Raw genomic sequence first — 23,241 nt, forward strand, 5'->3', positions numbered from 1 at the left:
GGTCAAGAAATGGCTGAAGGCCAACGGCGACAAGACGACCTTCGAAAGCGTCTCGACGACCCTCTCCTCGCTCAAGACCGGGTCGGGCTGGATCTGCAGCGGCGAGGCCCAGGTCGCTGAGCTCCGGCAGTTTCCGAAGATCTCGACATACGACAACTCGGCGACTCCGACCGGGGACATGGCCGATCAGCAGGTCAAGACCGCGGCCGTCGATCGCGACCGTCTCCGCGCCATCATCGGCGATGCTGTCAAGCAGGTCGAAAGCGAGGATCCGGCGCGCCTTCGCGCGGAGATCGCGCGGCTGACCAGCGAAGTCGCTCGAAAGCCCGCTGGCGGCGCTAGCCGGGAAGACCTCGACGAGTCCTATCGCCGCGGTCTTTGGGATGGCCTCTATCCGTTCCTCCAGACCTTCAAGGGATTGACCGAACTCCGGGATACGCTCGGCGAGGTCATGCTACGGGTCAACACAGTCATCGCGGCTCAACAGCCTGCCGCCGATCATGCCCCTGAATACGCGCATGAACTGCGCAATCATCGCCCGACACCGGTATCGGGCTCGCCTGTTGCGCCTCCAAGCGCATCTCCGTCCCCGAGACCCGCGGCCGCGCCCACCGGCCGCGCCCCAGCGCCGGCGGCGAGCGGCGATGGCTCCCTTCCCGGCCCGCAACAGCGCATTCTCAACTCGCTGGCGACGTGGCGGCGGCTCGGCCACGTCAAGCCCTCGAACGCCCAGATCGCCTGGCTGGCTGGTTACAGCCCGTCCTCGACCTCCTACACGAACCCGCGCAGCGCATTGAAGACCGGGGGACTTATCGACTATCCGATGGCCGATCATCTCGCCCTCACCGCCGCCGGCGTCGCGAAGGCGGTGGAGATCAAGCTGAACGGTTCGCTGCTCGACTTCGTGCTTGGCAACCTCCCCGGGCCGGAAGCGCGCATCCTGTATTCGATCGCCCAGCACTATCCGCGCGCGGTGCCGAACGCGACCGCGGCCGAGGGCGCCCAGTATTCAGCGAGCTCGACCAGCTACACCAACCCGCGCAGCGCGCTCCGCACCAAGGATCTCATCGACTATCCCGAGAAGGACCACGTCCGCGCCGCGGAATGGTTGTTCGCAGCATAGGAACGCATGGCAATGAAACTCGACCGCAATCTCAACGCCGACGGCCGCGGCAAGTACGGCTTGGTCCTCAATCGTAAGATCAAGGAAATCGAGGAGAAGTACGGTACCGCCGACGGAACTGCCGGCTTCGCATTGCGCGAGGCCCTGAAGACGCTGGCATCGTTCGGCGTGATCGATTGGGGCGACACGACCGAGACCGAGTTCTTTCTGATCCGGTTGAAGGATACCTATGCTGGCGGCGCGCTCCATACCTATGCGTCGTATGCCGTTCGCGACGGCCAAGTCGAATACGGGCGCGAGGTCATGGAGATGGCGAAGCGCTCCGGCGAATTCCATCCGAACTGCAAGAAGCCGGACTGAGCATGAGCGCGTCGGCGATAAAGCGGTTCGGCAACACAGCCGTGCCCTACACCGTCTCCTGGACCGGCGAAGAGCGGCAGTTCGTCGGGCCCTGCCCCCATGCCCGGGCGCCGGCGCTGCGCATGAACCACGCCCCCGGCGTTGGGAAGCCGCTGTTCGGCAAGCCTCACAACGATCGGCAGCGCGAGGCGATCGCGCGCGGGCTCTGTGACCTCTGCGGCAAGCCGCTGAAGAACCGGACCAAGGTGTCGCTGTCGCATGCCAGAGTCCGTTCGAACGCCGCATGCAACAGCACCACCGGAATCCTTCAGGTCGAACCGCTGCTCCACCGTGAATGCGCGCTCGAGTCGACCAGGTTTTGCCCGTCATTGAAGCGCGACATCGCCGCCGGCTCGCTGATGATCCGGCAGGTTAACCGCTACGCCGTCCAGTTCGTTGTCATGCGGCCGGAGTTTATCCAGCACTACGTCCCGGACTATCAGCCCTCGCCCAAGGACCGGATCGTCGGCCACGCCAAGGTCGAACTCATCCGCTGGATCGATCGCGATCTCGATTGGCTGGGCCAAAAAGCCGGTGATGACCGCGGCCAAGCCGGATGGGCCGATTCCGGCGCCCCCGACCGAGGCGTATCTGTCAGGACATGACCACCCGTCCCGCCACCATACCCCCTGGGTCCTGGCCCCGCCGCATGCAGGCGGACCTGGCTGCCGGCTATGTGGGGGAGAAGACCGTTGAGGCCTTCCTGCAGCGGGTCGGGAAGGACTATCCTCTGCCCCGCGTTGACGAAGGGCGGAGGCGTTTATGGCTGATCGACGACCTGGACAGGGCGATAGCCCCGGAGGGCAGCGACCTGCCCGACCTCGCCGACGAGTATTGACCGTGGATATCCTCCCCCGCCACGTCAGACCGAAGCGGCTGAAGACGAGTGGCAAGCTCGCCTATTACTACGACGTGCCGTCGAAGTATCGGAAGATGGATTGCGCCGTCGAGAACGAGCCGCTGGGCACCGACTTCGCCAGGATGCTGGAGCGGGCCAAAACGCTCAATGATCAGTTCGACGAATGGGACCGCGCCCGCAAAGGTCTGCCCGCCGCGGGGGGCAAGATCATGCCCAAGTTCGGCACGGTTGACTGGCTGTTCCGCGAATACAAGATCAGCGACGCCTATCTTCGGAAGGTGGCGCCCCGCTCCAGGCCCGACTACGAATGGGCGATGGACCAAGTCTGCGACACCCTCACGAAGAAGGGCGAGCGCACAGGGGATCAACTGGTCAAGCGTCTCTCGCCCCGAACCGTCGACAAGCTCTATGCGAAATTTCTGACGGGCACCGGCAAAAAGAAGCTGGAAGGCGAAGAGCGCCTGCGCACGGCCGAGAAGCTGGTCGGGCTATGCCGCAAGGCTTGGAAGGTGGTTCACCGATATTTCCCTGCCATTCGATAAGGAAGTTCCAAATCCTTGGACCGGCGTCACGATGAAGGTGCGCGCCAAGGCCGAGAAGAAGGCCGTTACACGGGAGGACGTCTATACCTTCGCCTGGGGGGTCATCGAGGACTATCCGGAGATCGCTGCGGCTGCCGTCATCTGCTTCGAATGGCTCCAGCGGCCGGAAAACGTGGTCATGGGCCACATGAAGTGGTCCGATTATCGCGCGCCATCGGCGCCGGCGACCATCCGCGTTGTGCACCACAAGACGAACAAGATCGCTCCCCACCCCCTCGAAATGCAGACCGAGCAAGGCGTGGTCCGCTTCTACGCCGATGCCGAGGATGTACTGGCTCGCCTACCGAGGGTAGGCGTGCAGATGATCCTTCGTCAGGTTGGCAAGAACTCGAAGAAGGAGCGCGGCAAGGAACCCATCGCGATCCCGTGGGTCTATAGCTCGATCGAGCATGCGGTTGCCCGCCTCCGGAAGAAGATCGAGGGGGTGCCGCCGTGGTTCACCCTGGATGCCTGCCGGCATGGTGGCATGACCGAGCTGGAAGAGGCCGAACTGACCGACGGTCAAGGTCGCGCCCTGTCGCTCCACAGCACCCAGCGGTCATATGAAGGCTACGCCAAGCGCACCCAGGCGCGCATGCTGTCGGCGACCAAAAAGCGCCACGCGCACGTACTGGCGGAGGCTGCCGCGAAGGAGCAGGAGAACGAAGCGGCGACAAACGTTCGGAATGGAGCACCGGAAGGCGTTCGGAACGGGAAAACGGGAGCAACAAAAATTGCTTAAGTATCAGGAGCTTAAGTGGCGCGCTCGGAGAGATTCGAACTCCCGACCCTCGGAATCGAAATCCGATGCTCTATCCAGCTGAGCTACGAGCGCCCCGGCCCGGGTATTGGGCCGCAACCGAGAAGCGCCTGACCGCTGCTGGCAAGCCAGCGCACCGGACGGCGTTCGGATGGGTTCGAATTAGCAGAGAGACTGACCAATAAAAAGCCCTTCCCGTCTCGTTTCGAGACGGGTCAGAGGCGTTCCTACCAGAAGAAGCCGAACTGCGGCCGCTGCGCCACCATCATCATCGGCCGGCCCTGCTGCGGCGCCGGATGCGACCTGGCGACCTTGCGCTTGGGCTGAGCCGCAGCCTGCGGGGGCTGGGCCTGAGCTTGCGGCTTGGCGTCGGCCTTCCTGGTGGCATCCTTCGGGGCCGGCGTAAACTGGGCGAAGGTCTCGCGCACCCGCGCCTTGGCCGACATCTCGGCCAGCTCCGGCGAAGCAGCCTCCTGCACCGGCGGCTGAGGCGCGACGACCGCGGCGGTCTTCACTGCGGGTGCGGCAATCGTTGGCTGGCTGGTGTCGAGCACGACACGCTCAGGCAAGTGGCGATCCGACCGGATCCGGATCAAGGGCTGATCGTTGCTTGCGGTGACAATGGCCCGTTCGACCGGTTGTGATGGCAGAACGTAATCCGCCGCGAACAACAGTGCGAGCAAGGCTCCACCGACGAAAACGAAGTACCTGAAAATGGGCATCGGCCACGCTCCGCCCCCCGCATCCCCGCGTGGGCTCTTCGCCTTAAACAGGCGATACTCTAATTGGTTCCTGCACCCGGCCCTTGGTTCAAATGGCGACGTCAAGTTTTTCGGCCAAGGGCTGCGGACAGTAACTTTTCCGCTACCGGGAACTGCCGGGCGTTACGCGCGCCGTGCTGCGACCAGCGAACACTTCGCCTGATCGGCGTTAACGTTGATGAAGCCGACAGGGATACGCGCAAAGGTCTTGCGGCTCTTCATCGTTACCGTGTCGGCAAGCACGCGGCTGCGGTCGGTGAGATGACTGCCATCGCGTCGCGTGAACGCGCAGACGATCTCCAGATCCTTAACAGCATAGTCATTGTCGTTTCGCAGCGTGAACGTCACCAGCGCCTTCGAGCCGAGCCCGCCACGGCGCCAGGTCTGCGATGAGATTTTGAGGCGATCGAGTTCTGCCGCAGCTGGAGCCTGAGCTTCGACAATCGGCGAGACCGCCGCCACCGGAGGTGCCGGTTCGACCGTTGCCACGTCAGAGTTCACCGGCTCGGCGCTGTTGCCCTTGGAGAGCGGCAGCAGCATCCACACCCCGCAGCCGACGATGATCGCCGCCAGTAGCCACAGCACGCTTCGCCCGAACGAGACGCTCGCGATCGTCACGGCTCGCGCCAGGCGCTCGCCGCTCCCGGCGAAACGTCCCCACCCGATCCGGTCAAACCTGGCGTTCATGGCTGCATCACCAACCGCGACCGGAGTTCGTTCGACGACGGACTCGGCCACTGTTTACCTTAATCCGGGAGACGAACTAAGGTTCCCGCGCTCAGGCCGAGTCGGCAAGGACGGTGGCGATCACCAGCCGGGGCCGTTAACATGCGTTGCAACATCGAAGACCCTGTTGGGAGAACATGAAATGCCAGTCGTCGTCACTTGGGATCACGTCCATCTGCGCAGTCCCGATCCGGAGGCCACAGCGGCCTGGCTGCGGGACATCCTCGGCGGCGAGATCGTGCGCGCACCGGGACGGATCGACGTGAATCTCGGCGGCGCAAAGATCTTCATCGCATCGCTCGAGGGCGACAACGCCGTCAACCCGCCGCCGCCGCACCCGCATCAGGGCCTCGACCATTTCGGTCTCACCGTGAAGGACATCGACGCCGTCGCGGCCGAGATCAAGGCCAAGGGCGTCACCTTCACGCGCGAGCCGACCACGATCCGGCCCGGCGTGCGCATCTGCTTCATCCGCGGCCCGGAAGGCATCTCCATCGAGCTGCTCGAGCGCGACAAGAAATACACCTAACGCGGCGCCGCATCTGAGGTCGACGAGAGGCCGGGCGTGCTGTCGCCCGGCTAACTCATGCTGCCAGGCATAAAGCAGCGGATGGCGACGCCCATGTAGCCGTAGATCGGCCACACCATGGTGCGCCCGACCCGGTTCGGCTCCGAGATGACGGCCTCCTCGGGCACGTCAACCCAGACGAACTCCTGCTGCTGGCCGTCGAGCACGTGGCCCAGGCGCGGGATGCGGACACGATAGTGTCCATCCTTGCTCTCCCAGTCGGTGTCCGAGAGCGCCGAGCCGTCGGCATCGGAACAACAAGGCCCCTTACCGCTGCGCAGGCCGTCGAACCACGCCTTCAATTCCGCATTGGTGTTGACGAACTGGCCGCGGTCGCGCGCATGCCCCGAGGGGGCTGCGAGCGCGATCAGGGCCCAGGCGCAAGCGAGGCTCACCATGCTTCGCCAGCGTGGCGCGCCGCCAGTCGGCCGTTGTGTTTCGCAAATCGTGGGACGCACACTGTACAGACGCGGCTCATCGCCGCCGGAATCGATCCAGTTGCTCACGTTGGTCTTGCTCCAGCACCCCGCGGCCAGTGCAACAATGGTTATGCATTTCGCGGGCCAACTTGATTCGCAACGACTGGCCTCGCGTCATGATCAGACAGTCATGGTGGTGTCATAGACAAGCCGGGACAACTACGGCTGGCGGCGGCAAGATCGCACCGCCGCCCGGCAAACTGCCGCGTTGCGCGCGGGAACGCGCTTTGGCATAAAAGCTCTACCGGTTACGCCGTTGGGCGATGGCGGCCGGCCTGTGGGACGTGATGAAGAACGGCCTCTACTCGATTCACGTGAACCTGCTCGATGGTCGAGTCGGCAAGGGCAGCGGCGTGATTCTTTTTCGCGACGGCAGGATCCTTGGCGGCGATGCGTACCTCTATTACACCGGCAGCTACGTCGTGAAGGACGACCACACCTTCAAAGGCGAGGTGCTGGTGCAACGGCACACCTCGCCGCGGGGCGACGACAATCCGCTGTTCGGCGGGCCTGCCCCGGTCGGCATCGGCGTCAGCGGGACCTACACCGACACCCGCGCGGAGATGACGGGCACAGCGCTCGTCGGCAAGGCCAGCCTGATTTTCGGCGCCACGCTGCACAAGCTCGCGGAAGCTGATTAGGCGCGGGACTATTCCGCAGCCTGCTCGAGCGGCGCGGTGCGCGGCAGGATGATCTGGATGCGTGTCCCCTCGCCCGGCTCGGAATCGAGATCGAGCCGCCCGCCGAGGCGATTGGTGACGATGCTGTAGACGATGTGCAGTCCGAGGCCGGTGCCGCCCTGGTCGCGCCGCGTCGTGAAGAACGGATCGAAGGCGCGGCGGCGGACGTCGAGCGACATGCCGCAGCCATTGTCCGAGAAGATGATCTCGACATTGTCCTTGCCGGACTCGCGCACCTGGATGTCGATAATCCCCGGCCGGCCGTCCGGGAAGGCGTGCGCCACCGAATTGAGAAACAGATTGGTCAGCACCTGGCCATACGGACCGGGATAGCTGTTCATGGTCAGGCTCGGCTGGCACTCGACGTTGAGCGTCAGATTGTGTTTGCGCAGACCCGGCCGCAGGCTCATCACCACCTGCTCGGTGAGGTCGCCGAGATCGAAGCTGCGCTGGTCGGAGTAGTTGCGGTCGGCCGCGACCTGCTTGAACGACTGGATCAGCTCGGCGGCACGATTGAGATTGGAGACGAGCTGCGAGGACGCATCGCGGCTGGTGTTGAGGAACTCGTTCAGCGTGGAGCGACGGAGCTCGCCGCGCTCGACTTCGGAGGTGAACATCGCGGTCTTGCGCTCCAGCGCGGATGCGACCGTGAGGCTGATACCGACGGGATTGTTGACCTCGTGGGCGACGCCGGCGACGAGCCGTCCGAGCGCGGCGAGCTTCTCCGCCTCGATCAGCGAGGCCTGGGTCTCGCGCAGATTCCGGAGCGCGGTCTCGGCGGATTCCTTGGCTTTGCGCATCTCCTGCTCGCCGCGCTTGCGCTCGCCGATGTCGAGCGCCACGGTGACGATCCGCTCGATCTCGCCGTCGGCATCGAGCAGCGGCAACTTGTTGACCAGCCATTGCCGCATGTTGCCGGAGGAATCCTTGTACTCCTCCTCGTAGAAGCCGAGGCCTCTTCGAAGCTTGAGCACCCTCTTGTCGCTCTCGTCGGACTTGGCCGCGCCATAGCGCGACATCAGATCCGCGGTGGTGCGGCCGAGCGCATCGCCGGGCTCGATGCCGAAGATGCCGGCCATGTAGCGGTTCATCAGCACGTAGCGCAGCTCGCGGTCCTTGACGTTGATGACCGCGGGCACGGTGTCGATGACCTGCTGGAGCAGGCGCCGTCCTTCGGCGATGGCGTCTTCCGCCCGCTTCTGGTCGGTGATGTCGCGCAGCGTGCCCTCGTAGCGGACGATGTTGCCCGCCTCGTCCCGCACGCCCGTGGCGCTGTCGGAAAGCCACAGGATGTTGCCGCTGCGCTGGCGTACCTGGTACTCGAACTCGCGCACGATGCCGTCGCGCGCCATCAGCCGCTGATATTCGGCACGCGCCTCGGGGTGGACGTAGATGGTGTGGGCGATGTCGTTGATGCTGTCGATGAGCTGCTGCGGGCTGTCATAGCCCATCATCCGCGCCAGCGCCGGATTGGCGTTGAGGAGATCGCCGGCCGGCGTCGTGACATAGATGCCGTCGACCGAGCCTTCGAACAGTTTGCGGTAGCTCTCTTCGGCCAAGCGCTGCTCGGTGAGCGCCCGCACCGCCGCCTCGCGCGCCGTGTCGGCCTCCTCCAGCGCGCGGCGGAACACTTCGGCCGCGCGCGCGATGTCGCCGATCTCGTTGTCGAGGTCGGCCGACGGGATCGAGGTGTCCTTCTCGCCCGCTGCGAGCGCGCGGATGGATCTCGCGATCTTCGCAAGCGGCCGGACGGTCCGCCGCACCACGAAGCCCGCCGCGAGAATGCCGATCAAGACGCCGATGGTGCCGAACACGATGCTCTGCCACCGCGCCTCCGTCAGCGTGCGGGCGAAATCGCGCGACAGCACGTGGCCGCGCCTGGCGCTGACCTCGCGCAGGAGTTCCGTGACGCGGCCGATCAGGCGGCCCTCGGTGCCCAGTACCTCGCGGTCGATATCGGCAATCTGCCGCTCCCGGACCGCCACCGCGATGATGGCCTCGGCATAGTCGTTCACGGCCGTCTTCAGCCTGGCGTCCGCGATGTCCATCGCCCGCATTCCCTGCGCGGCCTGCTCGGCGGCGGACGGGTTGCGCGCGAGCAGCCCGAGCGCGATCTGGCTCTGCGCCTCCGACAGGCGGGAGGCGAGCTCGCGGTCCGCCGCGGCTCCGACGGCCACGTCGAACCGGTCGCGCAGCGGCGGCAGCCCGGCGAGCAGCTGGGCGCGGCGGTCGATCAGGGTCGAGATCCGCTCGAGGCCATTGCGATAGGTCGCAAGGCGCTCGGTGACCCCGTCGATCATGTCCTGCTGCTCGGGAGCGAGCTCGATGCGGGTCTTCTTCAGGATGTCGCTGAGCGTCGTGGCCGCCTCGCCCACCTGCTTGAACTGGATGCCGGCGCCGGGATCGGTGACGAAATCGCGCGCGGCGAGCCGCAGCTCGTTCATGCGGCGGTCGATGTCCTCGGCGAGGTCGCCGACGCTCTGGAGCCGCTGCAACTCGGCGAAGGTCGAATCGATGTGCCGGATCGCGATCACGCTCGCGGTCGAGGTGACGATGATCACCGCCAGCACCAGGAGGAAGCTGCCGAAGGTGAGCTGGCCGATGGAGAGCGAGAATGTTCGCTTTTTCTCAGGGGTCGGCGTCAATTCGGCGGACATTGGGGCTTTTGAGGACCGGGCTATTGGAGGCCCAATATACGATGGTTTGCGGCCCCGGGGGAACATGCCTCAAGCTGCCGAATATCCTTAATATCGCGAGCCCGCCGCCCGTCTCCCCTCCCGACTATGACGTTTTGACGCTGGCCGGCCGCCGGGCCGGGATCGTCATGGCGGCGACGCCGAGGACGACGCAGGCAAGCCCGATCCAGGCGGTCCGGCTCAGGGTTTCGCCGAGGAAGGCGACGCTGATGGCAACCCCGATGGGTACGCGCAGATAGGCCTGCGCGGTGGTGCTGACCGAGCCTAGCGTCTGGATCAGGCGGAAGTAGATCGCGAACGCCGCCGCAGTCGAGAAGGTCGCCAGCGCGAGCAGCGCCAGCACGGAACTCAGCGAGGGCGACAGCGTCCAGGGCTGTTCGACGATCAACGAGGCCGGGATCAGCGCCGCCGCGCCCGTCAGCAGCGAGCCCGCGGCCGGTGCCATCGGATCGAGACCTTTAAAGCTGCGGCCGAAGATCGCGGCGCAGGCGTAGCAGATGGTGGCGGCGACGATGGCGACCTCCGCGACGAGGCCACTGCCGATGTCGTGGAAAGCGTCGACGCCGACGATCAGCAGGATGCCCGCCATGCCGGCGACCACGCCGAACAGTTTTCGCGGCGTCGTCACCTCGTGGCGCGTGACGACGGCCGTGAGCAGGAAGGTGAAGATCGGTCCGGCCGAGTTGAGGATGGTGGCGAGCGCGGCATCGACATGGCGCTCGCCCCAGGCGATCAGCGTCCAGGGGATGACGCGGTTGAGCACGGCCTGGAAGGCGAAGCGCTGCCAGGTCGCGGCATCCGTGGGCATCCTGATGCCGCGTACCCACATGACGACGAGCAGCAGCAGACCGGCGATCGCGGTGCGCGCCGCGATCAGCGTGATCGGCGGAATAGTGGCGACGCCGAGCTTGATGAAGGTGTAGGAGCCGCCCCAGAGCGTTGCGAGCGCGACCAGCAGCGCCAGCTCGACGGCGATGTTGGGGTCCCGTCCCTGATCCATTTTGCGCGTCCCGTCCATTCGCGATGGACGGAACCTAGCGCGTCCGTGGCCGCCAATACTTCGTTTGGTATCGAAGTATCTTAGCCGACCGCCCCGACCTCGAACACCTCGCCGTCATAGCCGGCTTCGCGGGGAATGCGGAGCTGGCGGCCAGTCTCGGTCTTGGTCATGATCGGCATCACCGTGACGACCGACATCCCGCGGGCGTGCTCCAGCGCGGCGCCCACGCTGCCCTGCTTGGCGAGCCGGATCAGGTTGCGCGTGGTCGGGAACGGCAGCTTGAAACGGCCGCTCTCGCCGCCCTCCACCGCCTCGCGCGGCGACACCCAGATCGAGTCGGTGGACTCCCGGCCGTCATGGGCGCCGAGCTGATCGGGCGGTGCGGCCGCGAGGAAGAACCAGGTGTCGAACCGCTTCGGCATGCCCTCCGGCGTGATCCAGTGCGCATAGGGCACGAGCGTATCGAGCGCGAGCTGGAGGCCGTTGTCGGCGAGGATACTCAGGAAGCTGATCTTGTGCTCGTTGAGGGCGACGCGATGCTTGTCGGCGATCTCGCCGGCGCGCCTGGCATCGATCGGCGCGCCCAAGTCCTTCGACCGCGCCAGCAGGATGCCGCTTTCCTCAAAGGTCTCGCGGATCGCGGCGATCCGAAAACCGCGATCCGATTCACTTAAGGCCTCGCCGCCCGAATAGAGGTCAGCGCGGGCAACGATCTCGTTGTCGCCGGCATCGACGCTGCCGCCGGGAAACACCAGCGCGCCCGAGTTGAACTCGATCTGATGATGGCGAACCATCATGAAGACCTCAATCTCCTTTGCGCCTTCACGGAGCAGGAGGATCGTCGAAGCCGGGCGTGATGCTGATGTCTCTGGCATTCAACTAACCTGCGGCGCTGGATTGCGGGCCGAGATTGGCGCGCTTGTCGAAACGGGCAACGCGCGACAGCAGGTAGTCGACCTCGGCCTTCGCCGTCGCCGTCATGGTCGCGCCCGGCTTGCGCTGCGCGCTGGAAGCGATGATGCCGCGCTTCTGCAGCACGTATTTGCGCACGGTCAGGCCGACGCCGGGCTGCTGCTCGTAGCGGATCAGCGGAAGATGCGCGTCGAACAGATCATGCGCAGCATCACGCTTGCCGGCCTTGGAGAGGTTCACGACGTCGATCAGAAGCTCCGGGAAAGCATAGCCGGTCATGGCGCCGTCGGCGCCGCGCTCCATCTCGAAATCGAGGAACGTGCCGCCATTGCCGCAGAGGATCGAGAGCGGACGCAGCGAGCCGTCCTTCTGGAAGCCGCGCAAAGTGGAGATCTTCTCCAGGCCCGGCCAGTCCTCGTGCTTGAGCATCACACAATTCGGATTGTCCATGACGATCTTGCGGATCACGGCGGGGGTGAACACCACCGTGAGCGTCAGCGGATAGTCCTGGAGCACCCAGGGCACGTCGGGCCCGATCGCCTCGGCCGCCTGCTTGAAATAGCCGACGATCTGGTCGTCGGTCCGGAGCGAGGGCGGCGGCGCGATCATGACGCCGGCCGCGCCTGCGTCCATCGAGGCCCTGGCCAGCGAACGCATGGTGGCAAAGCCCGGCGCGGAGACGCCGACGATCACCTGCATCTTCTTGGCGCGCTTGACGTAGCGCACCGCCACCTGCTCGGCCTCGGCGGCGTCGAGCTTGGGGGCCTCACCGAGGATACCCAGCACCGTGACGCCGTCGCAGCCGACCTCCTCATAGAAATCGGTCAGGCGGTCGATCGAGCGCTCGTCGATCCGGCCGTCATCGTGGAACGGCGTCGGCGCGATTGCGAAGGTGCCCTTGGCGTCGGCGGTCAGTTTCATTGTCTTCCTTTGTCTCTCTCTATTCGTCATTCCGGGATGGCCCGAAGGGACAGGCCCGGAATCCATAACCCCGGCTGGTGGCTATGGATTCCGGGCTCGCGACTTCGTCGCGCCCCGGAATGACAGTGTGGCTAAAACCTCCGCGCCCCCATCTTGATCTGCTCCTCGGAGAAGAAGATCTCCCTGGCATGATCGACGATGTCCTGGGCGTTCCAGCCCGAGTGCGGCGGTTTCCAGCCTTCCATTTCCATCATCCGCATTTCGCGCACGCCGCGGGGCCCGGACACACCCAGCACCTTGCCGGTCTGGTCGCCCGACAAGTCGCTGACCATGTATAGCACGGCCGGCGCGATGCCGTCCGGCCCCAGCGCCGCACCGGGGTTCTCCTTATAGCGGGGCAGGTCTGCGGTCATGCGGGTCAGGGCGCCCGGGGCCAATGTCCAGATCCGGATGTTGTACTTCCGCCCCTCGATCGCCAGCACGTTGGACAGGCCCCAGATGCCGCCCTTGGCCGCGCCGTAATTGGTCTGGCCGAAATTGCCGATCAGCCCTGATGTCGAGGAGGTGTTGACGATGACGCCGCCGCCGTTTTCCCGCATCCAGCGAAACACCGGCATGGTGCAACAAAAGGTGCCCTTCAGGTGCACCTTGATGACCTTGTCCCAGTCGGATTCGGACGCCTTGGCGAAGGTCTGATCGCGCAAGATACCGGCATTGTTGACGAGGATATCGGCGCGGCCGAAATGCTTGATGGCGTCGTCGAACACCGACTGGCCGCCCTCCATGGTGGAGATGTCGGCGCCGTTGGCGACCGCCTTGCCGCCCTCGGCCTTGATCGCGTCCACCACGAGCTGCGCCATCGACTTGTCGGCGCCGGAGCCGTCACGGGGACCGCCGAGATCGTTGACGACGACGGACGCCCCTTCCCGCGCGAACAGTTTTGCGTAGGCCTCACCGAGCCCCCCGCCTGCGCCGGTGATCAGCGCAACCTTGCCGTCGAGTAGTCCCATGGTGGCCTCTCCCTGTTTTTGTTTTCTTGCTTCGCCTCTCCCCGCGTGCGGGGAGAGGCCTGAAATCAAGCACCACTTGATTTCAGGGTGAGGGGGAGCCTCCGCGAACTCGTCTATCACCGTCTCTGCGGAGACTCCCCCTCACCCCACCCTCTCCCCGCGAGCGGGGCGAGGGAGTGAAACGCCGGTGCGTCCCTAACCCAGCACCGTCTTGCCGTTCTTGATCACGGTGACGCCGCGCGACTTCACCTTGGCCTCGAACGAGATGGTGTTGCCGTCCTTCCAGAGGTCCATCGTCACGGTCTCGCCGGGATAGACGGGCGATGAGAACCGCGCGACGTGCTGGCGGAAAGCAGAGGCGTCGTAGTCGGCATAGGTCTGGAGCACGCCGCGGCAGGTGATGCCGTAGGTGCACATGCCGTGCAGGATCGGGCGCGGGAAGCCGGCCTTCTTGGCGAACTCGGGATCGCTGTGCAGCGGGTTGCGGTCGCCGCAGAGGCGATAGACCAGTGCCTGGTCGGGGCGCGTGACGATATCGATGGTCCTGTCGGGGCTCCGCGCGGGTATCTTGTGCGGATCGGGCTGGGTCAGGTTCGGCCCGCCAAAGCCGCCGTCGCCGCGGGCGAAGCGCGAGGCGACGAGCGTTGCCAGCTTCTCGCCCTTCTCGTTCTTGAGCACGGTCTGGTGGCTGATGACGACGCCCTTGTCCTTGCCCTTGTCGTAGACTTCGACAACCGAGGAGTCCGCCGTGATGTTTGCAGCCACCGGCAGAGGCTGATGGAAGGTGATGTCGCGCTCGCCGTCGACCACCATGACGCGGTTGAGGTTCATCTCGCCGGGCCCCGACCCCCAGGCCGCGACGGACGCAAAGGTCGGCACCACCTTTAGGGGCCGCGGCGTGAACGTGCCCTCGTTGACGAAGGCGAGCTCCTTCTCGTCCATCGGATCGGCGCCGAGGCCGATGCCGTAGGCGTAAAGCATGACCTCGCGATCACCATAGGAATATTTCTGGCCGAGATTTTTGAGGCCTTTGAGTTCTTCGTATCTGGCGGACATTTTTCTGGTTTCCTCCCGGTCTCTCCGCAAGCAGCGGCGCTCGTTAATGCGCCCTCTCCCCTTGTGGGAGAGGGCCGCGAGAGCCGTGCGGCAAACTCATTCGGGTGAGGGGTTGGCTCCTCAGAAAAAGCCTCTCTGTGGAGCGATACCCCTCATCCGGCGCCGTAGCCGAAGCTTCGCTTCGGCGTCCATTTTTAGAACGGCCGCCGGAGGCGGCCTATGCCACCTTCCCCCACAAGGGGGGAAGGAAGAAATTACGCCGGCGTGAAGAACGGCAGCGGCGCGCCATCCGTCGGCTTGAACACCACCTTCACCTTCTGGCCGATCTTGAGCTTCTCGAGATCGCAGTCGACGAAGTTGGTCTGCACCGACGGCCCCTCCTTCAGTGTGACGTAGCCGATCGCATAGGGGCCGGTCGGCGACTTCCGCATCAGGCTCCACGTATAGATCGTGCCCTCGCCCGAAGCCTCCTCCCACACCGTCTTGTCGGAGTAGCAGAACGGGCAGATCGAGCGCGGAAAGTAATGCGCTTCGCCGCAGGCGGTGCAGCGCTTGATCATGAACTTGCCCTGCTTGGCCGCATCCCAGAACGCTGCGGTCTCCGGATTGGTCACCGGTGCCAGATACTTTTTCGCTTCGCTCATCACACGCGCTCCAGAATGGCCGTCGAAGCGGCGTGCCGAACGCCCAGAAGGCCGCCGGTGCCGTGGGCGATGGCGAGATCGCAATTCTTGACCTGCACCTTCGGATGCGCCTCGCCGCGCAGCTGCCTGACGGCCTCGATGATCTTGGTCATGCCGCCGCGATTGACGGGATGGTTGCTGCAGAGGCCGCCGCCGTCGGTGTTGAACGGCAGCTTGCCGACGCCCGAGATCAGGTTGCCGTCGGCAACGAACTTGCCGCCCTCGCCCTTCTTGCAGAAGCCGAGGTCCTCGAGCTGCATCAGCACGGTGATGGTGAAGCTGTCGTAGATCGAGGCGTATTTGATGTCCTGCGGCGTGATGCCGGCTTCCTCGAAGGCGCGCGGGCCGGACCAGATGCCGGCGGAGTAAGTGAGATCGAGATCCTTGCCGCCGCGCGGGCCCTTCATCGCCTCGCCATGGCCGATCAGCTTGACCAGCGGCTTCTTCAGGCTCTTGGCGATCTCCGGCGTCGTCACGATCAGCGCGCCGCCGCCATCGGAGACGACACAGCAATCCATGCGGTGCAGCGGATCGGAGATCATCGGCGAATTCAGGACGTCCTCGACGGTGACGACGTCCTTGAGCATCGCATGCGGATTGTATTGCGCGTGATGCGAGGCCGCGACCTTGATCCAGGCGAGCTGCTCGCTGGTGGTGCCATAGTCGTGCATGTGGCGCATGGCACACATGCCATAGGCATTGTGCGTGGTCGCACCGTAAGCAGACTCGAAATCGGCCTCCGCGCCGGCTGCGCGCGGCGGCATCACGCCGGTGCGCGGCTTGCCGGCGAGCGTGATCAGCGCGATCGAGCACTTGCCGGCCGCGATGGCTTCAGCGGCGTGGCCGAGATGGATGATGTAGGAACAGCCGCCGGTCTCGGTGGAATCGACGTGGCGGAGTTTTTTGGTGTTCAGGCCGAGATAATCGACCATCGGCCAGGCGCCGCCCGGCGCATCGCCGGCGCAGAAATAGCCGTCGACATCGTCCTTGGAGAGCCCGGCATCCTCGATCGCGCCCTTGGCGACCTCGGCATGGAGCTGGGCGGTGGATTTGTCCGGCGCATGCCGGGTCGGGTGTTCGTAGATCCCGGCAATGTAGGCCTTGCCCTTGATGGTCAAAACGTCAGGTCTCCGCGCTCGCGTTTCTTCTTGCTCCGTTTTTCTGAACCGCGGGGACCAGCTTGGCAAGCGCGGAAATATTCCGTCGGGCGAGAGGGCAGCGCGTTGGCGCAAGTGGCGACGGTCATGGAACGCCCGTCTGCCTCCGCGTCGTCATTGCGAGCGCAGCGAAGCAATCCAGGAGTCTTTCCGCGGATGTATTTCTGGATTGCTTCGCTACGCTCGCAATAACAAGCAAAATCCTAAAGGTGTTTTGCCCGACGGCACAAGCGATTTTCTTTTTTCGCGAAAACAACCCCATGCACAGTAGGACGCTGGTTGATTTCAAAGAAGAAATCGTAGGGTGGGTTAGCCGAAGGTGTAACCCACCTCTTTGCTTTCCACGTGGACGGAGAGGTGGTGGGTTACGCCGAGCAGATGCGCTTGGCGCATCGGCAGGGCTGACCCACCACTACGCATTGCGTTCGCGTCGAGACCGCCCTACTCCGCCGCGATCTGCCTTGGCGCGGGCGGTGGGCTCGCGAGGTCGGCTGCGAGCTGGGCGTAGCGCGTCTTGGCCTCAGTAACCGCCTTCTCCTTGACCGGGCCGTAGCCGCGGATGCGATCGGGCAGTGACAAGAGCTCGACGGCGGTGTCGACGGTGACCGGCGAGAGCAGGCCGAGCACGGTGGCGACGTCCTTCTCGTAGCCCACGATCAGATCGCGCTCGAGCTTGCGGTCGGCGCTGTGGCCGAAGATGTCGAGCGGCGTGCCGCGCAGGAACTTGAATTTCGCGAGCACCCTGAATGCCTTCAGCATCCATGGGCCGAAGGCGCGCTTCTTCGGGCGTCCCAGCGCGTCGACACCACTGCTGAGGATCGGCGGAGCCAGGTTGAAGTTGAACTTGAAGTCGCCCTCGAACTGGTCGCGGAGCTGCTGCTCGAAAGCACCATCGGTGTAGAGGCGCGCAACCTCGTATTCGTCCTTGTAGGCCAGGAGCTTGGCGTAGTTCACGGCGACCGCGCGCGACAGCGCATCGTCATAACCGCCCTGCTTGGCGGCATCGCGAACCTGGTCGACCAGCTTGCGATAGCGTTTTGCCAGGCGGCCGCTCTGGTAGGCGGTCAGGTGCTTGGCGCGATGCGCGACGACCTCATCCAGCGTCATCGCGTCGAGCGTCTTCGGCGCAACCACCTCGTCGGTCCCCTTCAGCATGTCGGCGAGGCGCTGGGGATCGGCGACCGCGAGGCGGCCGAGGCGGAAGGCTTCCTTATTCATCTTGATCGAGACGCCGTTGATCTCGATGGCCTGCTCGATCGCTTCAGCCGACAGCGGGAACAGCCCCTTTTGATAGGCATAACCCATCATCATCATGTTGGTGGCGATGCTGTCGCCAAGCAGCTGCTCGGCCGGCTTGGTGAAATCGAAGAATACCGAGTCCTTGTGCAGCGCCGTCTCCAGCAAGCCGTTCAGCTTGCGGGTCTGGAAGTTGAAGTCGCGGTTGAGGACGAAGTCGGCGGTGGGGATGACGTGGCTGTTGATGATGCCGCGGGTGCGGCTGGTGTCGCAGAGCGAGATCGTATCCTTGGCGACCGCGACCACCTCGTCGGCGGCGAGCACCACGTCGGCCGTCCCGGTGACGATGCGCGAGCAGGTCACCTCGGCCGGATGATCGGACAGGCGGACGTGGCTGAGCACCGCCCCGCCCTTTTGCGCAAGGCCAGACATGTCGAGGATCATCGAGGCCTTGCCCTCGATATGCGCGGCCATGCCGAGCAGCGCACCGATGGTGAGCACGCCGGTGCCGCCGACACCGCCGACGGCGATGTTGTAGGGCTTGTCCAGCATCGGCCGAGACGCGGGCTCCGGTAGCTCGCCGATCTCACCGAGATCGGCCGGCGCGCGGTGACGCGGCTTGCCGCCGTCCACGGTGACGAAGGACGGGCAGAAGCCCTTCACGCAGGAATAGTCCTTGTTGCAGGACGACTGGTTGATGGCGCGCTTGCGGCCGAACTCGGTCTCCAAGGGCTCGACCGAGATGCAGTTCGACTGCACCGAGCAGTCGCCGCAGCCCTCGCACACCGCCGGGTTGATCATGACGCGGCGTGCGGGATCCTCCATCAGGCCGCGCTTGCGGCGGCGGCGCTTTTCGGCGGCGCAGGTCTGCACGAAGACGATCGCCGAGGTGCCCTTGTACTCGCGACACATCTTCATGACGTTGTCGAGTTCGTCGCGGTGATACTTCTTCACGCCGGGCGCGATGGTGTCGGCCGGATAGGTGTCGGGCGCCTCCGAGACCAGATAGATCTCGCGGATGCCTTCGGCGTGGAGCTGGAACGTAATCTGCTGCGGCGAGAGATCGCCGTCATGGCGCTGGCCGCCCGTCATGGCGACGGCGTCGTTGTAGAGGATCTTGTAGGTGATGTTGGTCTTGGAAGCCACCGCCTGCCGGATGGCGAGAAGGCCCGAGTGGAAGTAGGTGCCGTCGCCGAGATTGGCGAAGATGTGGTTCTCGTTGGTGAAGGGCGCGATGCCGACCCACGGCACGCCCTCGCCGCCCATATGCGTGAACGTCTCGGTCGAGCGATCCATCCACAGCGCCATGAAGTGGCAGCCGATGCCGGCGAGCGCGCGGCTGCCTTCGGGGACCTTGGTGGACGTGTTGTGGGGACAGCCGGAGCAGAAATACGGGACGCGAGAAACAGGCGCTGTCGCTTGCATCTGGGTCGCCTGGCGGCCGTTGAACCAGTCGGCCTTGGCGCGGAGCATCTCCGCGATTTCAGGGTTGAGATTAAGTCGGAGTAGCCGCTCGGTGAGCGAGGTCGCAAGCGAGGCGACGCTGAGCTCGGCGGCGAAGGTCAGGAAGCGCTTGTCGTGCTCGTCCATCTTGCCGACGATGCGCGGGCGGACGTCGTCGCGCCAGTTGAATAGCTCCTGCTTGACCTGGTTCTCGACGATCTCGCGCCGCTCCTCGATGATGAAGATCTCTTCGAGGCCGACTGCAAACTGACGTACGCCTTCCGGCTCCAGCGGCCAAGGCATGCCGATCTTGTAGAGGCGAAGCCCGATCTTGGCGGCGACCTCCTCGGTGATCCCGAGCTCGCGCAGAGCCTGGCGGACGTCCTCATAGCTCTTGCCCGACGCCATGATGCCGAAGCGGGCGTTCGGCGAATCCATGGTGACGCGGTTGACCTTGTTGGCGCGCGCAAAGGCGATCGCGGCAAAGCCCTTGTAGTCCTGGAGGCGGCGGTCCTGCTCGAAGCGGTCGTCGGGCCAGCGCAGATTGAGGCCACCGGGCGGCAGCTCGAAATCGGGCGGGATGATGAACGGCTTCATCTCGTCGGTGAGGTCGATCTCGGCGGTGGTCTCCACCGTCTCCGTGATCACCTTCATGCCGACCCAGCAGCCCGAATAGCGCGACATCGCGATGCCGAGCAGGCCCATCTCGATCATCTCGTGGATGCTGGACGGATAGAGATAAGGCATCAGCGCCGACATGAAGGCGTGGTCTGACTGATGCGGAACGGTGGAGGATTTTGCACCGTGGTCGTCGCCGGCCAGACACAGCACGCCGCCGTTCTTGGCCGAGCCGGCGGCATTGCCGTGGCGGAACACGTCGCCGCAGCGATCGACGCCGGGGCCCTTGCCGTACCAGATGCCGACGACGCCATCATATTTGGCGCCGGGCGAGAGGTTGAGCTGCTGCGAGCCCCACACGGCGGTCGCCGCCAGATCCTCGTTCACGCCGGGCTGGAACTTGATGTTGTACTGCTCGAGATGCTTTCGCGCCGCGAAGAGCTGCTGGTCATAGCCGCCAAGCGGCGAGCCGCGATAGCCGGAAATGAAGCCCGCGGTGTTGAGGCCGTTGGCGCGGTCGCGCCGGATCTGGGCCATTGGCAACCGGACCAGGGCCTGGATGCCCGTGGTGAAGACGTGTCCGGTTTCCTGGGTGTATTTCTGGTCGAGACTGATCGGACCCTGGTTGATACCCATTCTTGTCCTCTTCCGCCCCTTTGAGCGTTTGGCCACTTAAGCCGTTGCCTGCCCGTTGTTTTTAGCTAGGGCGCGCCGACCACCTCTGCCACTCTATGTCGGATATTTAACGCTCCGCATCACAAATCTGGACCAAAGGAAGCGCCGGGTAAAAATCGCAATTTCGTGGCTGCAAAGGCATCAAGCATTTTCAATTTGTGTCACCATACCCCCGCCGTCGCGAAACGACGTGAGGCTCCTATCCGGGCGATTGGTCGCAGGGGAGGCTTTCGATGCGAATGATTCTGGCTGTTGTCGCATTGTGCAGTGCAATTGCGAGCACGGCCCGCGCCGCCGAGCCATCGCCGGAGCTGATCGCCTATGGCAAGGCGCTGGTCGAGGCCGGCGACTGCGCGAGCTGCCACACCGCCGATCCGGCAAAGCCATTCGCGGGCGGAAAGCGCATCGATACGCCCTTCGGCGCGATCTACGCGCCGAACCTGACGCCGGATCGTGACACCGGGATCGGCGCCTGGACCGACGCCGATTTCACCCGCGCGGTGCGCACCGGCGTCGCGCCCGACGGCTCGAACTATTACCCGGCCTTCCCCTATCCCTATTTCACGAAGATGACGAAGGACGACACGCTGGCGATCCGGGCCTATCTCGGAACGCTGGCGCCCGTCGCGAGCCGCAACAAGCCGCCGGAGCTGCGCTGGCCGTTCGGCTATCGCGGCCTGATGCGGCTCTGGAACGCGATGTATTTCAAGCCCGCCCTGTTCGAGCCGGACCAGAACCAGAGCGCGGCGTGGAACAGGGGCGGCTATCTCGTCACCGGGCTCGGCCATTGCGGCGCCTGCCACACGCCGAAGAACTATTTCGGCGCGGACAAAACTGCGCAGGCGCTGTCGGGCAACGAAGTCGGCGGCTGGTACGCACCAAGGCTCGATGGCGCCGCGCGCACCGGGCTGAAGTCGTGGAGCGTCGAGGACATCACCGAATATCTGCAAAGCGGGCGAAACGTCAAAAGCCATGCCGGCGGGCTGATGGCCGAGGTGGTCGTCGGCTCGACCTCGAAGATGAGCGATGCCGATGTGCGCGCCATCGCGGTCTACTTGAAGAGCCTGCCAGCGTCGCGGCGCGAGACGATCGTGACGCCGCCCGACGATGCCGAGATGAAGGCCGGCCAGGCCGTCTACGCAAAGCTCTGCATCGCGTGCCATGAAGCCGACGGCTCCGGCGCGCCGCGCATCTATCCGCCGCTGCCCGGCAACGCGCTTCTGCAATCGGTCAATCCGTCCTCCAGCTTGCGCATCATCCTCGACGGCGCCCACACCGTGACGACGCCACGCGCGCCCAACACCGGCGAGATGCCCGGCTATGCCAAGCAATTGTCCGACGCAGAGATCGCCGCCGTGACGAACTACATCCGCAATTCCTGGGGCAACGCCGCGCCGCTGGTGACCGCGGCGCAGGTGGCGAAGGCGCGGAAGGAGCCGTAGTTCACGCTCCTCAGTATTCACCAGAGGTCGTCATGCCCGGGCTTGTCCCGGGCATCCACGTTCTTTCGTGCCGTGGCAAAGGTCGTGGATGGCCTGGACAGGCCCGGCCATGACGCCGTGGATGCGATAGCGCTCAAACTCTACGAAAGGCGAAGTAAGCCCTACCGCTCCTCGCCTTCCGTGAACACGAATTTCGGCATCTCCCATTTGTAGCGCACCGCGAGCAGGCGGAAGCTGACGCCGAGGACAAACGTCAAGATCGTCCAGAGCTCCGCGTTGAGCTTCAAGCCGAAGGCGGTGGCGTAGAACAGGCCGGTCGCGACCGAAACGGTCGCGTAGAGCTCGGAGCGGAACAGCAGCGGCACGTCGTTGCAGAGCACGTCGCGCAGCACCCCGCCCGCGCAGCCGGTCACCATGCCGGAGACGATGACGATCGGCAGCGCGGCATTCGTCTGCCAGGCGATGTCGCAGCCGGCCATGGTGAAGACGACGAGACCGATGGCATCGAGCACGATGAAGGCCACCTTCAGCCGGTGTACGAGCCGCGCGATCAGGATGGTGAGGAAGGCCGCGCCGCCGGCGAGTGCGAGATAGATGGGATGAGCGACCCAGGCCAGCGGATAGTGCCCGAGGAAGAGATCGCGCAAGGTGCCGCCGCCGAGCGCGGTGATACAGCCGAGGAAGCAGACGCCGAGCCAGTCCATGCTCCGGCGGCCGGCCGCGAGCGCGGCGGTCATGCCTTGCGCTGCGACCGCGACCAGCGACAACAGATGCAGCACGCTATCGCTCGGCGGCAAGCTCCACATCGCCTTGTTCCCTTCCCCATCGATGGAACCGACACGCACGGTTCCAAAATGAACAGGTTCCCGATTCCTCGCGCAAGGGCAACATGCGACGAAAGCACTAAGGAGGGCGGAACAGATTCTCGCATCTAGCGGTTGTCCAGCCGCAATAATCGAGGAGACAAAATCGATGGCTGACGACCGTTTTCCCAACGATCCGTATCGCCCGAATCTCGCCGATGATGAGTATGTCCGTGCGGCGCGACGGGATGCCGAGCTTCAGGCCGATCCCGAGCTTGGCGAAGGCCCCGCCTCCAGCGGCAAGGTAGCCTTGTTCGCAGTGGCGATCGCCTTGGTACTGGGTGCCGTGTTCTACGGACTGAACAACACGAGCACCGGCAACCAGGCCAGCAACACGCCGGCAACGCAGACCGCGCAGCAGGCTCCGCCTGCGAATCCGGCCGCGCCTTCCGGCATGCGCGACGTGACGCCGCGCAACAACACCGGACCCGGCGTGACCACGGGTGCTGCCCCGAGCAAGCCGGCGGCGCCAGATCCGGCCGCCCCGTCTGAGGGCGCGAAGTAACGACAACATGTGTCGTCGCCCGGCTTGACCGGGCGACCCAGTATTCCACCAGCGGCGGAGATTGAATCGAGAGGCCGCGGCGTACTGG

General features: G+C 64.9%; 22 protein-coding genes, 1 tRNA gene and 1 pseudogene. 10 read left to right on the forward strand and 14 right to left on the reverse strand.

All coding sequences use genetic code 11. The annotated features are described in order from the left end of the window. The 6 genes and pseudogenes from QJT78_RS26915 to QJT78_RS26940 all read left to right on the forward strand — a co-directional run. A pseudogene (locus tag QJT78_RS26915) lies at positions 1-1,123 on the forward strand (hypothetical protein); the annotation flags it as partial. Positions 1,124-1,135: 12 nt separating this feature from the next. Beyond that, positions 1,136-1,483, forward strand: a complete 348-nt coding sequence (locus QJT78_RS26920; protein WP_028154069.1) for a hypothetical protein — start codon at positions 1,136-1,138, stop codon at positions 1,481-1,483. 2 nt (positions 1,484-1,485) lie between these two features. Then, a complete protein-coding gene (locus QJT78_RS26925) occupies positions 1,486-2,127 on the forward strand; it encodes a hypothetical protein (RefSeq protein ID WP_038943742.1) in 642 nt (213 codons plus the stop codon). Positions 2,128-2,171: 44 nt separating this feature from the next. Then, the gene (locus QJT78_RS26930; protein ID WP_155257911.1) at positions 2,172-2,360 is read left to right on the forward strand and encodes a hypothetical protein; all 189 of its coding nucleotides are present in this window, start codon (positions 2,172-2,174) and stop codon (positions 2,358-2,360) included. Continuing rightward, on the forward strand, positions 2,357-2,923 hold the full coding sequence (locus QJT78_RS26935; protein WP_281460365.1) for a hypothetical protein: 567 nt from the start codon (positions 2,357-2,359) through the stop codon (positions 2,921-2,923). The genes QJT78_RS26930 and QJT78_RS26935 overlap by 4 nt, the downstream gene beginning before the upstream one ends. Positions 2,924-2,954: 31 nt before the next feature. Further along, a complete protein-coding gene (locus QJT78_RS26940; RefSeq protein ID WP_212479136.1) occupies positions 2,955-3,704 on the forward strand; it encodes a hypothetical protein in 750 nt (249 codons plus the stop codon). 16 nt (positions 3,705-3,720) lie between these two features. Here the strand turns inward: QJT78_RS26940 and QJT78_RS26945 are convergent. The 3 genes from QJT78_RS26945 to QJT78_RS26955 form a co-directional block, all read right to left on the reverse strand. Then, positions 3,721-3,797: transfer RNA gene (locus QJT78_RS26945), tRNA-Arg, on the reverse strand. A gap of 152 nt (positions 3,798-3,949) precedes the next feature. After that, on the reverse strand, positions 3,950-4,444 hold the full coding sequence (locus tag QJT78_RS26950) for a hypothetical protein (RefSeq protein ID WP_028151147.1): 495 nt from the start codon (positions 4,442-4,444) through the stop codon (positions 3,950-3,952). A 162-nt stretch (positions 4,445-4,606) separates the two neighbouring features. Beyond that, positions 4,607-5,170, reverse strand: a complete 564-nt coding sequence (locus QJT78_RS26955) for a hypothetical protein (protein ID WP_049807714.1) — start codon at positions 5,168-5,170, stop codon at positions 4,607-4,609. Between the two features lie 181 nt (positions 5,171-5,351). Between QJT78_RS26955 and QJT78_RS26960 the strand changes: the two genes are divergently transcribed. Continuing rightward, positions 5,352-5,738 carry a VOC family protein gene (locus tag QJT78_RS26960; protein ID WP_028151149.1) on the forward strand — a complete coding sequence of 129 codons (387 nt, stop codon included), beginning with the start codon at positions 5,352-5,354 and terminating at the stop codon, positions 5,736-5,738. Positions 5,739-5,788: 50 nt separating this feature from the next. Here QJT78_RS26960 and QJT78_RS26965 read toward each other — a convergent pair whose 3' ends face one another. Further along, entirely contained in the window at positions 5,789-6,283 is a 495-nt protein-coding gene (locus QJT78_RS26965; protein ID WP_038943745.1) for a hypothetical protein, read from the reverse strand. Positions 6,284-6,543: 260 nt separating this feature from the next. Here QJT78_RS26965 and QJT78_RS26970 point away from each other — a divergent pair, with 260 nt between their 5' ends. Beyond that, the gene (locus QJT78_RS26970; protein ID WP_028151150.1) at positions 6,544-6,897 is read left to right on the forward strand and encodes a GrlR family regulatory protein; all 354 of its coding nucleotides are present in this window, start codon (positions 6,544-6,546) and stop codon (positions 6,895-6,897) included. Positions 6,898-6,905: 8 nt separating this feature from the next. Here QJT78_RS26970 and QJT78_RS26975 read toward each other — a convergent pair whose 3' ends face one another. From QJT78_RS26975 to QJT78_RS27015, 9 genes are all read right to left on the reverse strand, one after another. Continuing rightward, the gene (locus tag QJT78_RS26975; RefSeq protein ID WP_038943746.1) at positions 6,906-9,593 is read right to left on the reverse strand and encodes a PAS domain S-box protein; all 2,688 of its coding nucleotides are present in this window, start codon (positions 9,591-9,593) and stop codon (positions 6,906-6,908) included. Positions 9,594-9,717: 124 nt separating this feature from the next. Beyond that, positions 9,718-10,632, reverse strand: coding sequence for an EamA family transporter (locus QJT78_RS26980; RefSeq protein ID WP_028151152.1), 915 nt, complete (start codon positions 10,630-10,632; stop codon positions 9,718-9,720). 80 nt (positions 10,633-10,712) lie between these two features. Then, positions 10,713-11,507: an NUDIX domain-containing protein gene (locus QJT78_RS26985; RefSeq protein WP_028151153.1), complete on the reverse strand. Its 795-nt coding sequence runs from the start codon at positions 11,505-11,507 to the stop codon at positions 10,713-10,715. A gap of 4 nt (positions 11,508-11,511) precedes the next feature. Further along, the gene (locus tag QJT78_RS26990) at positions 11,512-12,465 is read right to left on the reverse strand and encodes a dihydrodipicolinate synthase family protein (RefSeq protein ID WP_014494558.1); all 954 of its coding nucleotides are present in this window, start codon (positions 12,463-12,465) and stop codon (positions 11,512-11,514) included. A 131-nt stretch (positions 12,466-12,596) separates the two neighbouring features. After that, entirely contained in the window at positions 12,597-13,475 is an 879-nt protein-coding gene (locus tag QJT78_RS26995; RefSeq protein ID WP_028151154.1) for an SDR family oxidoreductase, read from the reverse strand. Positions 13,476-13,670: 195 nt separating this feature from the next. Then, positions 13,671-14,531 (reverse strand): MaoC family dehydratase, encoded by an 861-nt coding sequence (locus QJT78_RS27000; RefSeq protein ID WP_038952678.1) that lies wholly within the window; start codon positions 14,529-14,531, stop codon positions 13,671-13,673. A 254-nt stretch (positions 14,532-14,785) separates the two neighbouring features. After that, the gene (locus tag QJT78_RS27005) at positions 14,786-15,175 is read right to left on the reverse strand and encodes a Zn-ribbon domain-containing OB-fold protein (protein WP_028151156.1); all 390 of its coding nucleotides are present in this window, start codon (positions 15,173-15,175) and stop codon (positions 14,786-14,788) included. Next, positions 15,175-16,332, reverse strand: coding sequence for a thiolase domain-containing protein (locus tag QJT78_RS27010; protein ID WP_038943748.1), 1,158 nt, complete (start codon positions 16,330-16,332; stop codon positions 15,175-15,177). Before QJT78_RS27010 ends, QJT78_RS27005 begins: the two co-directional genes overlap by 1 nt. Positions 16,333-16,812: 480 nt before the next feature. Next, positions 16,813-20,304: an indolepyruvate ferredoxin oxidoreductase family protein gene (locus QJT78_RS27015; RefSeq protein WP_212479135.1), complete on the reverse strand. Its 3,492-nt coding sequence runs from the start codon at positions 20,302-20,304 to the stop codon at positions 16,813-16,815. 272 nt (positions 20,305-20,576) lie between these two features. Here QJT78_RS27015 and QJT78_RS27020 point away from each other — a divergent pair, with 272 nt between their 5' ends. Continuing rightward, positions 20,577-21,785 carry a cytochrome c gene (locus QJT78_RS27020; protein WP_028151159.1) on the forward strand — a complete coding sequence of 403 codons (1,209 nt, stop codon included), beginning with the start codon at positions 20,577-20,579 and terminating at the stop codon, positions 21,783-21,785. Positions 21,786-21,946: 161 nt separating this feature from the next. On the opposite strand, the gene QJT78_RS27025 is transcribed toward QJT78_RS27020, so the two are convergent. Beyond that, the gene (locus tag QJT78_RS27025; protein ID WP_028151160.1) at positions 21,947-22,591 is read right to left on the reverse strand and encodes a trimeric intracellular cation channel family protein; all 645 of its coding nucleotides are present in this window, start codon (positions 22,589-22,591) and stop codon (positions 21,947-21,949) included. Between the two features lie 166 nt (positions 22,592-22,757). On the opposite strand from QJT78_RS27025, the gene QJT78_RS27030 reads away from it, so the two are divergent. Next, complete coding sequence (locus QJT78_RS27030; protein ID WP_038943751.1) at positions 22,758-23,153, forward strand: hypothetical protein; 396 nt, start codon at positions 22,758-22,760, stop codon at positions 23,151-23,153. The last annotated feature ends 88 nt before the right edge of the window (positions 23,154-23,241 follow it).

The sequence above is a fragment of the Bradyrhizobium sp. Mp27 genome (genome assembly GCF_029953005.1).
In the GTDB taxonomy this organism is placed as follows: Bacteria; Pseudomonadota; Alphaproteobacteria; order Rhizobiales; family Xanthobacteraceae; genus Bradyrhizobium; species Bradyrhizobium barranii.

Coding starts and splice junctions, on each gene's coding strand:
- QJT78_RS26995 (WP_028151154.1), bottom strand. CDS start 13,475: ATGGGACTACTCGACGGCAAGGTTGCGCTGATCACCGGCGCAGGCGGG.
- QJT78_RS27000 (WP_038952678.1), bottom strand. CDS start 14,531: ATGTCCGCCAGATACGAAGAACTCAAAGGCCTCAAAAATCTCGGCCAG.
- QJT78_RS26970 (WP_028151150.1), top strand. CDS start 6,544: ATGAAGAACGGCCTCTACTCGATTCACGTGAACCTGCTCGATGGTCGA.
- QJT78_RS26955 (WP_049807714.1), bottom strand. CDS start 5,170: ATGAACGCCAGGTTTGACCGGATCGGGTGGGGACGTTTCGCCGGGAGC.
- QJT78_RS27020 (WP_028151159.1), top strand. CDS start 20,577: ATGCGAATGATTCTGGCTGTTGTCGCATTGTGCAGTGCAATTGCGAGC.
- QJT78_RS26990 (WP_014494558.1), bottom strand. CDS start 12,465: ATGAAACTGACCGCCGACGCCAAGGGCACCTTCGCAATCGCGCCGACG.
- QJT78_RS27030 (WP_038943751.1), top strand. CDS start 22,758: ATGGCTGACGACCGTTTTCCCAACGATCCGTATCGCCCGAATCTCGCC.
- QJT78_RS26950 (WP_028151147.1), bottom strand. CDS start 4,444: ATGCCCATTTTCAGGTACTTCGTTTTCGTCGGTGGAGCCTTGCTCGCA.
- QJT78_RS26960 (WP_028151149.1), top strand. CDS start 5,352: ATGCCAGTCGTCGTCACTTGGGATCACGTCCATCTGCGCAGTCCCGAT.
- QJT78_RS26940 (WP_212479136.1), top strand. CDS start 2,955: ATGAAGGTGCGCGCCAAGGCCGAGAAGAAGGCCGTTACACGGGAGGAC.
- QJT78_RS27015 (WP_212479135.1), bottom strand. CDS start 20,304: ATGGGTATCAACCAGGGTCCGATCAGTCTCGACCAGAAATACACCCAG.
- QJT78_RS26985 (WP_028151153.1), bottom strand. CDS start 11,507: ATGCCAGAGACATCAGCATCACGCCCGGCTTCGACGATCCTCCTGCTC.
- QJT78_RS27005 (WP_028151156.1), bottom strand. CDS start 15,175: ATGAGCGAAGCGAAAAAGTATCTGGCACCGGTGACCAATCCGGAGACC.
- QJT78_RS26980 (WP_028151152.1), bottom strand. CDS start 10,632: ATGGATCAGGGACGGGACCCCAACATCGCCGTCGAGCTGGCGCTGCTG.
- QJT78_RS26975 (WP_038943746.1), bottom strand. CDS start 9,593: ATGTCCGCCGAATTGACGCCGACCCCTGAGAAAAAGCGAACATTCTCG.
- QJT78_RS26925 (WP_038943742.1), top strand. CDS start 1,486: ATGAGCGCGTCGGCGATAAAGCGGTTCGGCAACACAGCCGTGCCCTAC.
- QJT78_RS26930 (WP_155257911.1), top strand. CDS start 2,172: ATGCAGGCGGACCTGGCTGCCGGCTATGTGGGGGAGAAGACCGTTGAG.
- QJT78_RS27025 (WP_028151160.1), bottom strand. CDS start 22,591: ATGTGGAGCTTGCCGCCGAGCGATAGCGTGCTGCATCTGTTGTCGCTG.
- QJT78_RS26920 (WP_028154069.1), top strand. CDS start 1,136: ATGAAACTCGACCGCAATCTCAACGCCGACGGCCGCGGCAAGTACGGC.